This window comes from Nonomuraea basaltis, from assembly GCF_005893125.1.
Lineage (GTDB): Bacteria > Actinomycetota > Actinomycetes > Streptosporangiales > Streptosporangiaceae > Nonomuraea > Nonomuraea basaltis.
Map to the genome: position 1 here is coordinate 43,932 of NZ_VCJS01000015.1, position 12,534 is coordinate 56,465.

11 protein-coding genes are annotated in these 12,534 nt (G+C 69.4%); 9 read left to right on the top strand and 2 right to left on the bottom strand.

The genetic code is table 11. The annotated features are described in order from the left end of the window. Positions 1-3 precede the first annotated feature (3 nt). The 4 genes from EJK15_RS09590 to EJK15_RS09605 all read left to right on the top strand — a co-directional run bounded on the left by EJK15_RS09590 (position 4) and on the right by EJK15_RS09605 (position 4,696). Entirely contained in the window at positions 4-942 is a 939-nt protein-coding gene (locus EJK15_RS09590; protein WP_138710022.1) for a VOC family protein, read from the top strand. Positions 943-968: 26 nt separating this feature from the next. Next, the gene (locus EJK15_RS09595) at positions 969-1,928 is read left to right on the top strand and encodes a fumarylacetoacetate hydrolase family protein (protein WP_138710023.1); all 960 of its coding nucleotides are present in this window, start codon (positions 969-971) and stop codon (positions 1,926-1,928) included. Continuing rightward, positions 1,925-2,671 carry an SDR family NAD(P)-dependent oxidoreductase gene (locus tag EJK15_RS09600; protein WP_138710024.1) on the top strand — a complete coding sequence of 249 codons (747 nt, stop codon included), beginning with the start codon at positions 1,925-1,927 and terminating at the stop codon, positions 2,669-2,671. The genes EJK15_RS09595 and EJK15_RS09600 overlap by 4 nt, the downstream gene beginning before the upstream one ends. A 273-nt stretch (positions 2,672-2,944) precedes the next feature. Continuing rightward, positions 2,945-4,696, top strand: coding sequence for a type I restriction enzyme HsdR N-terminal domain-containing protein (locus EJK15_RS09605; RefSeq protein ID WP_138710025.1), 1,752 nt, complete (start codon positions 2,945-2,947; stop codon positions 4,694-4,696). Positions 4,697-4,805: 109 nt separating this feature from the next. Here EJK15_RS09605 and EJK15_RS09610 read toward each other — a convergent pair whose 3' ends face one another. Then, positions 4,806-5,633, bottom strand: coding sequence for an isoprenyl transferase (locus tag EJK15_RS09610; protein WP_240776866.1), 828 nt, complete (start codon positions 5,631-5,633; stop codon positions 4,806-4,808). Then, the gene (gene recO / locus EJK15_RS09615; protein ID WP_138710027.1) at positions 5,576-6,310 is read right to left on the bottom strand and encodes a DNA repair protein RecO; all 735 of its coding nucleotides are present in this window, start codon (positions 6,308-6,310) and stop codon (positions 5,576-5,578) included. Before recO ends, EJK15_RS09610 begins: the two co-directional genes overlap by 58 nt. Before the next feature lie 151 nt (positions 6,311-6,461). On the opposite strand from recO, the gene EJK15_RS76210 reads away from it, so the two are divergent. From EJK15_RS76210 to EJK15_RS09640, 5 genes are all read left to right on the top strand, one after another. Beyond that, on the top strand, positions 6,462-7,973 hold the full coding sequence (locus EJK15_RS76210; RefSeq protein ID WP_138710028.1) for a CDP-alcohol phosphatidyltransferase family protein: 1,512 nt from the start codon (positions 6,462-6,464) through the stop codon (positions 7,971-7,973). Then, a complete protein-coding gene (locus tag EJK15_RS76215) occupies positions 7,970-8,689 on the top strand; it encodes a DUF5941 domain-containing protein (protein WP_138710029.1) in 720 nt (239 codons plus the stop codon). Before EJK15_RS76210 ends, EJK15_RS76215 begins: the two co-directional genes overlap by 4 nt. 321 nt (positions 8,690-9,010) lie before the next feature. Further along, entirely contained in the window at positions 9,011-9,952 is a 942-nt protein-coding gene (locus EJK15_RS09630) for a hypothetical protein (protein WP_138710030.1), read from the top strand. A 119-nt stretch (positions 9,953-10,071) separates the two neighbouring features. Continuing rightward, positions 10,072-10,782 (top strand): hypothetical protein, encoded by a 711-nt coding sequence (locus EJK15_RS09635; protein ID WP_138710031.1) that lies wholly within the window; start codon positions 10,072-10,074, stop codon positions 10,780-10,782. Positions 10,783-10,998: 216 nt separating this feature from the next. After that, positions 10,999-12,372 carry a glycoside hydrolase family 16 protein gene (locus EJK15_RS09640; protein ID WP_138710032.1) on the top strand — a complete coding sequence of 458 codons (1,374 nt, stop codon included), beginning with the start codon at positions 10,999-11,001 and terminating at the stop codon, positions 12,370-12,372. The last annotated feature ends 162 nt before the right edge of the window (positions 12,373-12,534 follow it).

Genomic DNA, 12,534 nt, shown 5'->3' on the forward strand with positions numbered 1-12,534 from the left:
ACCATGTCCGAACGCCTGCTCACCCATCTCCGCCACGTGGACCTCGCCGTGCCCGACTACGACAAGCAGCTCGGCTTCTACGGCGGCGTCTGGGGCCTGACGAAGGTCGCCGAGGACTCCGGCATCGCGTTCCTGGCCGCCGAGGGCTCACCGGAGCAGTACGTCGTGCGGCTGCGCAGGGCGGACGAGAAGCGCCTCGACCTGGTGTCGTACGGGGCCGCGAGCCCGGCCGACGTGGACACCCTCGCCGATCGGCTCCTCTCGGACGGCGTCCAGCTGATCTCGCGACCGGGCAAGATGGACACCCCAGGCGGCGGCTACGGCTTCCGCTTCTTCGACGTCGACGGCCGCACCATCGAGGTCTCCGCGGACGTCGAGGTCCGGCGGCACCGCAAGATCGAGGAGAAGGAGTCGATCCCGGTCAAGCTTTCGCACGTCGTGCTCAACTCCCCCGATCTCAACCGCACCCGGGAGTGGTACGAGCGTCACCTCGGCTTCCGCCTCTCCGACACCCTCATGCATCCCAGGATGGGCGAGGCGATGCACTTCATGCGCATCAGCGACCAGCATCACTCGATGGCGATCGCCAAGGGACCGCACACCGCCCTGCACCACGTCTCGTTCGAGATGCGCGGCATCGACGAGTACATGCGCGGCTCCGGCCGCGTCATCCGCGCCGGTTACCGCAAGATCTGGGGCCCCGGCCGTCATCTGGCGGGCGACAACACCTTCACGTACTTCCTCGACCCGCACGGCAACACCGTCGAGTACACGACGGAGCTGGAAGTGCTCGACGAGGACACCTGGCACCCGCACGTCTACGACTTCTCCCAGCCCGAGGTCACCGACCAGTGGGGCACCGCCAACCCGATGAACGAACTGGTCGCCAAGGAGTCCTTCAACGACGTCGACCGCGGTGTGTTCGTCGCTCCGCCGGTCTGATTCCCTCGGCAACCTGGAGCCCCGCCATGCGCATCGCCCGTTACACACACCACGGACGCCGGCAGGTCGCCGTCGTCGCGGACGACGGACACCTGTACCCGATCCCGGGCGAGGACTCGCTCGTCGACCTGCTCCACACCGGCCACCTGCACGAGGCCGCCACCGGCGCGCTCGACGCGCCCCGCGGTCCTGCCGTCGCCGGCGTGCGGCTGCTGCCGCCGCTGGACCCGCCGACGATCCGGGACTTCGTCACCTTCGAGGAGCACGTCGAGGGCGTTCGCCGCTCGATCGACAAGTCCGCCGAGGTGCCCGAGGCCTGGTACGACGCCCCGACCTACTACTTCACCAACCCGTACGCGGTCATAGGCCCGTACGACGACGTGCCCGTCCCGCCGGGCAGCCAGGTCCTCGACTTCGAGCTCGAAGTCGCCGCCGTCATCGGCCGCGAGGGTCGCGACCTCACCCCCGGGCAGGCCCGCGACTACATCGCCGGCTACACGATCTTCAACGACTGGTCCGCGCGCGACCTGCAGTCCCGCGAGATGCGGGTCAACCTCGGCCCGTGCAAGGGCAAGGACACCGCGACCACCCTCGGCCCGTACTTCGTCACCGCCGACGAGCTGGAGCCGTACCGCGACGCCGACGGCTTCCTGCGGCTGGCGCTCACCGCCTCGATCAACGGCGAGGTGGTCGGCGAGGACCTGCTGTCCAACATGAGCTGGACATTCGAGGAGATGACCGCGTACGCCTCACGGGGCACCTGGGTGCGTCCCGGTGACGTGCTCGGTTCTGGCACGTGCGGCAACGGCGGGTGCCTGGCGGAGCTGTGGGGCGTACGCGGGCGCGAAGGCCTCCCGCCGCTGAAACCCGGCGACACGGTCACCCTCACCGTCGAGGGCATCGGCACCACGTCCAACACCGTGGTCCCGGGTGCCGCCCCGGTTCCGATCCCACCGGCCCGCCGCCGGACCCGGGAGCGGCCATGAGCGCCCCGAAGAGGCTGCTCGGCAAGGTCGTGGTCGTCACCGGTGCGGCCCGCGGTCAGGGTGCCGCCGAGGCCGCGGCCCTGATCCGCGAGGGGGCGCACGTGATCGCCACCGACGTGGAACCGCAGGGCGCCTGCCGCCGACTGGACGTCACCAGAGAGGAGGACTGGGCCGGGCTGGCCGCCGAACTGCGGGAGTCGTACGGCCAGGTTCACGGCCTGGTCAACAACGCGGGCATCACCTGGCGCGCCCGTCTCGGCGACGTACGGGCGGAGGACTTCGACCGCGTCCATGCCGTGAACGTCACCGGCCCCCTCCTCGGCATCCAGCACCTCGTCCCGCTGATGCCGCCCGGCTCGTCCATCGTGAACGTCGGCTCGTCCGCCGCGCTCACCGGCCACTACCCGGTGGCGTACACGGCCAGCAAATGGGCGCTGCGCGGCCTGTCCAAGAGCGCGGCCACGGAGCTGGGCCGGCGCGGCATCCGCGTGAACACGATTCATCCCGGCTTCATCGAGACCGAGATGACCGCTTCCGCCCACCCCGCCTTCCGCGCGGCGAACGTCCGCGAGACCCCGCTCAGCCGCACGGGCACGGTGGACGAGGTCGTCCCGCTCGTCGTCTTCCTTCTCTCCGACGAGGCGTCCTTCATCACCGGAGCCGAGATCCCGGTGGACGGCGGCCTCACCGCGCACGGCGGCGTCAAGTCCGTCTCCGACGCGCTGCGTCCGGAGCCCTCATAAGACGGCTCGCGGCCGCGCCGCCGTGAGGTCGGCGGAGCCGCATGGCATCGTCACGATGAAGACTCCGCCGCACCACGGAACTCATCGCCCTGTCATCACTTCGGGGCGTACGTGAGTCCCAGGACGGTGACGGCCGTCACCCCTGGCACCGCCTGATCGACCGTCCAGTGACGTTCTTCTGATCCGAGGGTCACGCGTTGGGGATCCGGCGCCATGGAAGCGGAGAGCGGTCAAGAACCCTAACTATCAATACAGCAATAAAGGCTGAAAACCATGACATCGCGCGTGGCCTCGTGCCCGGGCTTCTTCGGTGGCCTGGGGGGCTCGTGGAAGACCACCGCCAAGTTCTCGCCGCACCTGAAGCGCGGTCTGCACGGCCGCAGCGGGCAGGGCAGGCTTCGCGCTTTCGCGCTGGGAGAGCAGGTTCGCTGGATCACGGTCGCTGAGGCGATCGACGAGCGGGCCGAGCGCACGGTCATCAGCGGAGCGGTGGACCGGCCCGCTGATTTTGACATCTCCGATCCCGAGTACGTGACCGAGCCGAGCGGCACTCGGGTCGAGGCATCGGTACCGGCTGATTTCGTCGGCCGCCTCGTCCATGACGACACCGCCCAACAACTCGCCTCGATATTCGCGCCATTCCTGGCGGCCAATCCCGATGTGCAGATCGTTTATCAGGGGATAGCCCTCGACCCAGCCACCGTATGGACGGACATGGCCGAATACATCGTGCGCTGGCCGGACCCGACAGGGCTCGCAGAGCCACTGCTGCGTGTCATCGAATGGCCCAAGAACGTTGGCCGCGTGCTGGCTCTCTGCGATGCGAACGGTGTGGTCCTGGACGAAGCGTCCCCTGGCATACAGGCACCTGGTTACCACTTCACCGCGTACCTGCTGTGGGACGGGTTCGTTGAGCAGCGGGGCAACCTGCCGTTGGTGGAAATGGACGAGACCGCGGAGCTCCTGGAGTCAGCACGGGAAGCGCTGCGCGGGCATTTCAAGAGACGTGACCAAGAACGCCGAGCCAGGCTGATCCAGGAATGGAAGAGCGAAGGCGTCTATCCCTATCCCGGCGAACCTATCCTGCCTGCGCACGCCGTAGAACGTCAGATGTTCGACGAGGTAGCCACGACCATCGCCCGGCGGCTTCCCGGCGTGCCGCAAAGTAAGAAGACGACCCTGCGGCTGCTCCGGGAGATCATCTCGCACGATCCGAGCGGGCTGTACCCGGTGCTGGACGAGTTGTTCCGGCTGCCTCAATCGGAGCAGGAGGAGCTGAAACGCATCCTTCAGCGAACCAGCCTTTCCGAGGGGATCAAAGCTACGGGGCAGGTCAGCGATCGACTCGATTTCCTCGCCGCACTGAAGAAGCTCGTCTTCGAACCGGAGATCAGCCAGACGGTGAAGGAGCGGAGCGAACTGCACAAGATTCTTGAGCAGGAGACGTGGATCTTCGGCGACGCTTACGCGCTGATGGTCAGCGATCAGAGCCTGGATACGGTGCTAATCCGTCATCTCGAAGAGCTGGGCCGTGTGCCGGACAACGGTCGGCTCAATCCAGTACGCCGCGAGGACGGCCGGAAGGGAATCGTCGATTTGCTGATGGGACGCGCTCACCGAGGAAACTCCGGCCGGGAGCATCTGGTGGTCGAGCTCAAGGCTCCCAAGGTAAGGATCGGTCAAACAGAGGTCGCCCAGATCAAGAGCTACGCAGAAGCGATTGTCAGCGATCCCCAGTTTCGGGATGCTCGCGTTTCCTGGGACTTCTGGGTCGTCTCCACGGAGATGGACGAAATCGTCAGGCGTGACGCCAAGGCGCCCAACCGCCCGCCCGGGTGCATCGCGGAATGGGAAGGCGGCGTCCGCATTTGGGCACGCACTTGGTGCGAGATCATCGACGACTGCGAGGACCGTCTGCACTTCTACCGGGATCGGGTGAACCACGACCCCGCCACGGAACACGCCGTGGAATACCTCCGGCGAGTGCACGGAACTGTCGCCCCGGCAGCCGCGGTGGTGGTCTGAACTAGCCGGGGTCCACGGCCACCCAAGCGAACTTCTCCCCCACTCCTTTGACCGTGAAATGCCAGGCCGGCAACTGGATCGTCCCCGGCTGGTGAGCAGCGGTGGGCGGCTATACCTTGTTCGGGATCGCCCCGCCGTAGCGCCTGTCGCGCTTGGCGTAGATCTCGCACGCCTCCCACAGGTCCCTGCGGTCGAAGTCCGGCCACAGCCGGTCCAGGAACACCATCTCCGCGTAGGCCGACTGCCACAGCAGGAAGTTCGAGAACCGCTGCTCCCCCGACGACCGCACGAACAGGTCGACCTCAGGGATCTCCGGCTCGTCCAGGTAGCGGGCGAACACCTTCTCGTTGACCTTGGACGGCTTGACCCGGCCGGCCGCGATGTCCTCGGCCAGCCTGACCGCCGCCTGGACGATCTCGGCCTGCCCGCCGTAGTTGACGCAGAACTGCAGCGTCAGCTTGCGGTTGGAGACGGTCATCTCCTCGGCGGTCTGCAGCTCCGAGATGACGCTCTTCCACAGCCGCCCCGGCTTGCCCGCCCAGCGCACCCGCACGCCCATGGCGTTGAGCTCGTCGCGCCGCCGCCTGATCACGTCGCGGTTGAACCCCATGAGAAAGCGCACCTCGTCGGGCGAGCGCTTCCAGTTCTCCGTCGAGAACGCGTACGCGCTCAGATAGGGGACGCCCAGTTCCAGCGCCCCTTCGATGACGTCGAACAGCGACGACTCGCCTGCCTTGTGCCCCTCGGTGCGCGGCAGGCCGCGGGCCTTGGCCCAGCGGCCGTTGCCGTCCATGATGACGGCCACGTGCCGGGGCACCAGATCGCGCGGGATCGGCGGCGGCGTCGCGCCGGACGGATGCGGGGACGGAGGTCGTACGTTCACACGGGCTCCCTTTCGACGTGTCGGAGAGAGCGTATTCCGTGTTCGAGGTGCCATTGGAGATACGCCGCGACGAGCCCGCTGCACTCGTTGCGATGGCGCGGCTCCGAGGCGTCGGCGACGGCCCAGTCGCCGCGCAGCAGCGCCGTCATGAGCCCGATCGTCTCCCCCGCCGGCACCGCCGAGCCCGCCGGCTTGCACGCCCCGCACACCACGCCTCCGGCGACGATGGCGAACGCCCTGATCGCCGGCGCCTGGCACTTGGCGCACGTGTCCAGCGCGGGCGCGTAGCCGGCCACGGCCAGCGAGCGCAGGAAGTAGGCGTCCAGCACCAGCCTGGCCTCGTGACCCCGGTCGGCGAGCGTGCGCAACCCGCCCACCAGCAGCAGGAACTGCCGCAGCGCCGGCTCCTTCTCCCCGTGCGTCAGCCGGTCGGCCGTCTCCAGCATCGCACTGCCCGCCGTGTAGCGGGGATAGTCGGCGGCCAGCGCCTCGCCGTAGGGCCTGATCGTCTCCGCCTGCGTGACGACGTCGAGCGTGCGGCCGGCGTGGAACTGCAGGTCGACGTGCGTGAACGGCTCCAGCCTGGCCCCGAAGCGCGACGTGGTCCTGCGCACGCCCTTCGCGACGGCCCGCACCTTGCCGGTGCGCTTGGCCAGGACGGTGACGATGCGGTCGGCCTCGCCGAGCTTCTGCGTACGCAGAACTACGCCTTCGTCACGGTAGAGACTCACTAGGACATCTTACGGCCACGTTGTATACCAGCGGGATCGGCGTTACGGGCATGCTCTGTTGACGCGACTTTGCGTGATCCTCACTAGACTTTGCGGTCTGTCCCCGCATTACCCGTTGTTCAACCCCCCGCTACCGCCTCGAAAGGGAGTCATGACCCGCGTGGTCCTGCTGGGCGCGTCGCCCGGCCCCGACACCTCTCCGACCGGCCTGAAGCTGGCCGCGCTACCCGGCGAGCCCTCCGTGGCCGAGCGGCTGCGCAGCCAGCTCACTTCCCTGGATCCACGGCCCGCCACGATCGCGTCAGGCGACGTGGCCACCGCTCTACGATCCCTGGCCGACGTCGCAGATTCCGCAACGGAGAGCCTGCTCATCATCCCGGAGAACTCGGTCGTTCACGACGAGCTGATCTACCAGATCACCAAGACCAAGCGCGGTGCGCTGGGGCTCATCGCGAAGGAGCCGCGTCCGGAGACGACGACCGAGGAGGCTCAGGAGGACAGCGTCCCGATCGACGAGGCCGATCCCGAGATCGGCGGCAACCGGCTAGAGGGACTGCCCGTACGCGCCCGCGCCGGCAAGTCGCGTGTGGTGTCGGTGGGCACCGCGCGGCACGCCGTGACCAAGCCCAACGCGGTGCTGCTCGGCCCGCTGCACCTCAGCGCGCGCAACGCGCCCGTGCTGGCGCAGACCTGCCGCGAGCTGGCCGCCATGGCCGACACGTTCGGCGAGGACGACGACCTCGTTCAGCTCATCGTGTTCGGCCTGGTGCGGGGCGGCGTGTCGGTCGGCATCCGGGGCCGCCGCGACCTGTTCTACCGCCGGGTCACCACCCAGGAGGAGGCCAACGAGGCGGGCGCCGAGATGGCCGGCATGGACGAGGACCGCGCCCGGCTCAACAACGCGGTCAAGGGCGCCGACGGCTTCTTCACCACATACTTCGTCTCCACCTACTCCCGCTTCATCGCCCGCTGGGCGGCCCGGCGCGGGCTGACGCCCAACCAGGTGACGCTGATCTCGATCGCGCTGGGCGTGGCCGCCGCCGCCTGCTTCGCCACCGGCGACCGTCCGTGGATGGTGCTGGGCGGCGTGCTGATCTACTTCGCCTTCGTCTTCGACTGCGTCGACGGGCAGGTCGCCCGCTATGCCCGCAAGTTCGGAGTGCTGGGCGCCTGGCTGGACGCCACGTTCGACCGGTTCAAGGAATACGTGGTCTTCGCCGGCCTGGCCGTCGGCTGGGTGGTCTCCGGCAACGGCGACGACATCTGGATCCTGGCGCTCGCGGCGCTCGGCCTGCAGTCGGTGCGTCACCTGCTCGACTTCTCCTTCGGCGTCGCCAACCGCCGCAAGCCGCCGGCGCAGCTGCCCACGCTGCCACTGGACGCGCCCGACGACCGCGATCTGCGCCAGGCGCTCGTCCGCCGCAAGGTGGAGCGCAGCCAGGGCGTTCGCGGCCTGCTCAAGATGTGGACCAGGGCGGGCAGGTTCCGTGCCGTCCACTGGGCGCGCAAGATGATCGTCTTCCCCATCGGCGAGCGGTTCGCGGCCATCGCGATCACCGCCGCCCTCTTCGACGCCCGGATCACCTTCCTCACGCTGGTGATCTGGGGCTCCGTCGCCGCCGCCTACACCCTCACCGGACGCCTCATGAGGTCGCTCGTATGATCACGCAACCGCAGGCCATGGCCACCCCCACGCCGGACCCCGACGAGGAACGCCGCCGCATCCAGACCGCCCGCCTGCTCGCCTACCGCGACGACGGCCCACTCGCCCACGTGCTGGCCGGCCGGCTGGGCCCGGGCCTGCCGCCCATGCCCGCCACGCTCGCCGCCCTCCTGGGCGTCATCGCCGTCACGGCCATCGGGCTACCCGATCGCGGTCTGCTCCTGCTCCTGCCCGTGGCGATCGCGGTGCTGCTCATCCTGCCCACAGGGCCCCGCAATCACCTCGGCCGCTTCGACTGGCTGACTCCGCCGCTGCTGCGCGCCACCGAGTTCCTCACCATGATCGCGATCGGCCTCGCGGCCGGCGCGCCGAAGTGGCTGCTGTTCGTGCTGGTGTACGTCGTGGGCTACCACACCTACGACACCGTTTACCGGACGCGGCAGAGCGTCTGGCCGCCCGCCTGGGTGTTCCAGGCGGGGCTCGGCTGGGAGTTGCGACTGCTGATCATCGGCGTCGGCGCGGCGCTCGGCATCGTGACACCCGTGCTGGCGGTGCTGACGGCGTACCTGTTCGTGCTGTTCGCGGTGGAGAGCGTGACCAGCTGGGTCCGCCTCGACAAGGCCTCCGCCCAGGCGGGCGCCGACGCCGAGCAGGACCTCGAGGCATCCCCCGAGGACGCGCTCGAACAAGCCACGGGCGAGGCGGAAAAGGGCTGACCCTTCTTTTCTCATTGCATTGTGCGGCGCCGCCTTTCGTGCGGCGCCGCACGTGTTTCCAGCCCATCCTGTACGGCTCCGCCGGCGAACCGCCACCCGCCGTACGGGCTGACGGCCCTCCAGGGAGACGCTGTCTGACCCTTCACCGGTGGGCCGCCGTCACGGCGCCCCGTGGGCCGGCGACGTGGTCGGACGGGCGGCCCTGACAGCCCGGGTCATCCTGACCCGGCATGACCGCCACAAGCGGAAGAGGCCGATTAGTCTGGGGTTCAGGGAGACTCGGGCCGGGTTCCGGTCCGGCCGGAGCCAGGAGACACGCGGATGGCGTTCTTGTCGCGGCTGTTCAAGCGGGGCGATCCGCTGGCCGAGCGGGAGGAGGCGCGCCGGCAGGGAATGCGGGACGCCCGCCAGCACCCCCTGGGCGAGTTCACGGATCCGGAGTTTCAGCCCGCGTACGTGACGGAGATCCGTGCCCGGGCCCGCGAGCAGATCACCGAGGTCGACCGGCGGCTCGCGGTCACCCGTACGGCGCTGCTGGAGCAGGCCGCGGGGGCGCGGGAGCTGATCCTGCGGGAATTAGGCAGGATCGACACCCGGCCGGAGTCGGCCGCCCAGGCGAACGGGCACGTCCCCCCCGGGGAGGACGGCCGGTCACCGGACGCGTTCATCTCGATCGCGGAGTCCAGGGCGCGCCGGGCGGAGGCGCGGCGGCGGGGCGTGGTCGAGGAGGCCAACACCAACGTGCAGCGGGCCAGGGCCCGCATCGAGCACCTCACCCAGGAGTGGGAGAGCGCGCTGATCGAGCGCGATCACGAGGTGGAGGCGGTGCACGCCAGGGCCGAGCAGCTCATCGCCGCGTACAAGGGCGGCGTGCTGCAGGCCCATCCGCGCAAGGAGGAGATCCCGTCCCTGTGGAAGGGCGAGGTCATCGCGATTACGGCCACCGGCGACACGTCCACGGCGATCTCGGGACGGGAAGAGATCGGGCGGATCCTGCGCGAGGTGGAGGATCGCATTGAGGTGTGGCGCGCGGAGGTCATGCCGCGCCAGCTGACGAGCGAGTCCCGCCGCCAGCTCTCCCCCGCCCCCGACGACGCATCGGACGACCATGCGCCCGATGATGCGCAGAACGACCCTCCCTCCTCACACGACGCCCCCGGCCTGAACGACACGCCTGGCACCGCGCCGGACGGTGAGCCTGGCCCCGCGAACGGTCATGGCTCGGACGGTCCCAGCTCGGGCCGCGGACAGGAGGACGCGTGATGACAGAGGACGGTGGCGGCGAGGGCGCTCATGGGCGGCGCGCGGCCTCGGGCGCGCGGAGTCGGCAGGCCTTGGGCGCACGAAGGCGGGAGACCTCAGGCGCATGGAGGCGGCCGGGGATGGCCCGCCGGGCATTGGCCGTCGTGGCGGCGCTCCTCCTGGTCATCGCCGGTGTGACGGCGTGTGGCACGGAGGCCAGGGGCGTCTGCGGCGTGATCGTGGACTCGACCAGCTACGCCGACCCCGCCACCTCCAGGAACGACGTCACCTCCAAGCTGCCCGCCTTCGCCCAGGGCTGTGACTGGATCGGTTTCGCGGCCGTCACGGGCAGCTCGGAGAGCAGCGCGTGCCGCCAGGACCCGGTGTCCATCGCCGCCACCCAGGCCGAGAACCCCAACGACAACCCCGTCGTCGAGGACCGCGTCAGGGCCCACCGCATCACGGAGGTGCTGCCGCGAGCGCTCCAGCTGTTCGACTGCCCGGCGGAAGGCGAGGGCTCGGACGTGCTGGGCGCCCTGCGCTACCTGGTCAAGCAGCTCAGCGCGCAGCGGCAGCCGGACAAGGCGCACCAGATCATCGTGTTCAGCGACCTGATCAACAACCGGGGCGACCTGAACATCAACAAGCTGGACCTGAGCGAGGGCGCCCGCAAGCAGAAGATCAAGGAGCTGCGGGACGCACGGCTCCTGCCCGACATGACCGGGTACTCGGTGGTCGTCCATGGCTTCCTGCGGGAGAAGACGTCGAGCCCCGACCGGTTCCCCCTGCTCGAAGGCTTCTGGCGGGAGGCCTTCGAGTCAGCGGGTGCGGCCACGGTTGACCTGCTGTAGGAAGCGGGCACGGCGGCGGCCACGTCGCGCGGCGCCACCACGGTCATGCCGCCGCAGCCCAGTTCGAGAGCGCTCTCTCACTCCGCCTACCGGCGGCCTCACTGCCGCGTCAAGCGCGTCGTGCGCAATATTGACAGGAAGTAAGCGCCGTGTTCACATCACGTGAGAGAGCGCTCTCTTCAAAACGACGCCTCCCGCACCCCCCTGGAGCGACGAATGACGACAACGATCCGGCACCGGCGCCGCCTGGCGGCAGTGGCCGTGGTGCTCATGGCACTCACGGGCCTGCTGGTCAAGGCGGCCGTCAGCGCCTCGGCCGCCGTCCCGCCCACCCCGTCCGGATGGTCGCTGGTCTGGTCCGACGACTTCAACGGCGGCGCGGGCGCCCTTCCTTCGTCGGCCAACTGGATCATCGACACGGGGCACTCGTACCCGGGCGGCCCGGCCAACTGGGGCACCGGCGAGGTCCAGAACTACACCTCCAGCACCTCCAACCTCAGCCTCGACGGCTCGGGCAACCTGCGCATCACGCCCCTGCGCAGCGGCTCGGGAGAGTGGACCTCGGCCCGCATCGAGACCAGGCGCGCCGACTTCAAGCCCGCCGACGGGCGCATCCTGCGCATCGAGGGCCGCATCCAGATGCCGAACGTGACCGGCAACGCGGCGCTGGGCTACTGGCCGGCGTTCTGGGCGCTCGGCTCGCCGTACCGGGGGAACTACTGGAACTGGCCGGGCATCGGCGAGTTCGACATCATGGAGAACGTCAACGGCATCAACTCCGTCTGGGGCGTGCTGCACTGCGGCGTCAACCCGGGTGGGCCGTGCAACGAGACGACCGGCCTCGGCGCCAGCCGCGCCTGCCCCGGCTCCACCTGCCAGTCGGCCTACCACACGTACCGCTTCGAGTGGGACCGCAGCGTGAGCCCCAACCAGTTGCGGTGGTACGTGGACGGCCAGCAGTTCCACGGCGTGAACCAGTCCCAGTTCGACGCCACCACCTGGAACAACATGACCGGCCACGCCGGCTACTTCCTGCTGCTGAACGTGGCGATGGGCGGCGCGTTCCCCGACGCCCTGGCCGGCCCGACGCCGACGGCGGCGACCGTGCCCGGACGACCCATGATGGTGGACTACGTGGCGGTGTGGCAGAGCGGCACCGGCCCCACCAATCCCCCTGGTGGCGTCGACGCCCGCTCCACCATCCAGGCCGAGCGCCACCAGGCCCAGTCGGGCACCATCGTCGAGACGACCACCGACACGGGCGGCGGGCAGAACGTCGGCGCCATCTCCAACGGCGACTGGCTCCGCTACGACGGGGTGAACTTCGGCACGGCGGCGGCCACGCAGTTCAGGGCCAGGGTGGCCTCCGGGGCGGCGGCCGGCGTGAGCGGTCTGGTGCAGGTCAGGCTGGACAGCCCCACTGCCGCGCCCATCGGCGACTTCGCCGTCGCCAACACGGGCGGGTGGCAGAGCTGGCGCACGGTGCCCGCCAACATCTTGGGGGTGACCGGCACGCACACGGTGTACCTGACCTTCAGCAGCGGCCAGCCCGCCGACTTCGTCAACGTCAACTGGTTCTCCTTCTCCTGAGGCTCGACCTCCTGAGCCCGCCGGAGTCCCGTCCCGCACCGAGCGGGACTCCGGTCAGAGGGTCTCGAAGAGGCTCGGGGAACCTCGACCGGGAACAGGTTGGGGCCGTGCAGCGGGCCGTCGGAGCATCCAGGCGTTTAGCATCGAAGGCAGGACCCTCGT

Coding starts and splice junctions, on each gene's coding strand:
- EJK15_RS09590 (WP_138710022.1), top strand. CDS start 4: ATGTCCGAACGCCTGCTCACCCATCTCCGCCACGTGGACCTCGCCGTG.
- EJK15_RS09595 (WP_138710023.1), top strand. CDS start 969: ATGCGCATCGCCCGTTACACACACCACGGACGCCGGCAGGTCGCCGTC.
- EJK15_RS09635 (WP_138710031.1), top strand. CDS start 10,072: ATGGCCCGCCGGGCATTGGCCGTCGTGGCGGCGCTCCTCCTGGTCATC.
- EJK15_RS76215 (WP_138710029.1), top strand. CDS start 7,970: ATGATCACGCAACCGCAGGCCATGGCCACCCCCACGCCGGACCCCGAC.
- EJK15_RS09630 (WP_138710030.1), top strand. CDS start 9,011: ATGGCGTTCTTGTCGCGGCTGTTCAAGCGGGGCGATCCGCTGGCCGAG.
- EJK15_RS76210 (WP_138710028.1), top strand. CDS start 6,462: ATGACCCGCGTGGTCCTGCTGGGCGCGTCGCCCGGCCCCGACACCTCT.
- EJK15_RS09600 (WP_138710024.1), top strand. CDS start 1,925: ATGAGCGCCCCGAAGAGGCTGCTCGGCAAGGTCGTGGTCGTCACCGGT.
- EJK15_RS09640 (WP_138710032.1), top strand. CDS start 10,999: ATGACGACAACGATCCGGCACCGGCGCCGCCTGGCGGCAGTGGCCGTG.
- EJK15_RS09605 (WP_138710025.1), top strand. CDS start 2,945: ATGACATCGCGCGTGGCCTCGTGCCCGGGCTTCTTCGGTGGCCTGGGG.
- EJK15_RS09610 (WP_240776866.1), bottom strand. CDS start 5,633: ATGGCACCTCGAACACGGAATACGCTCTCTCCGACACGTCGAAAGGGA.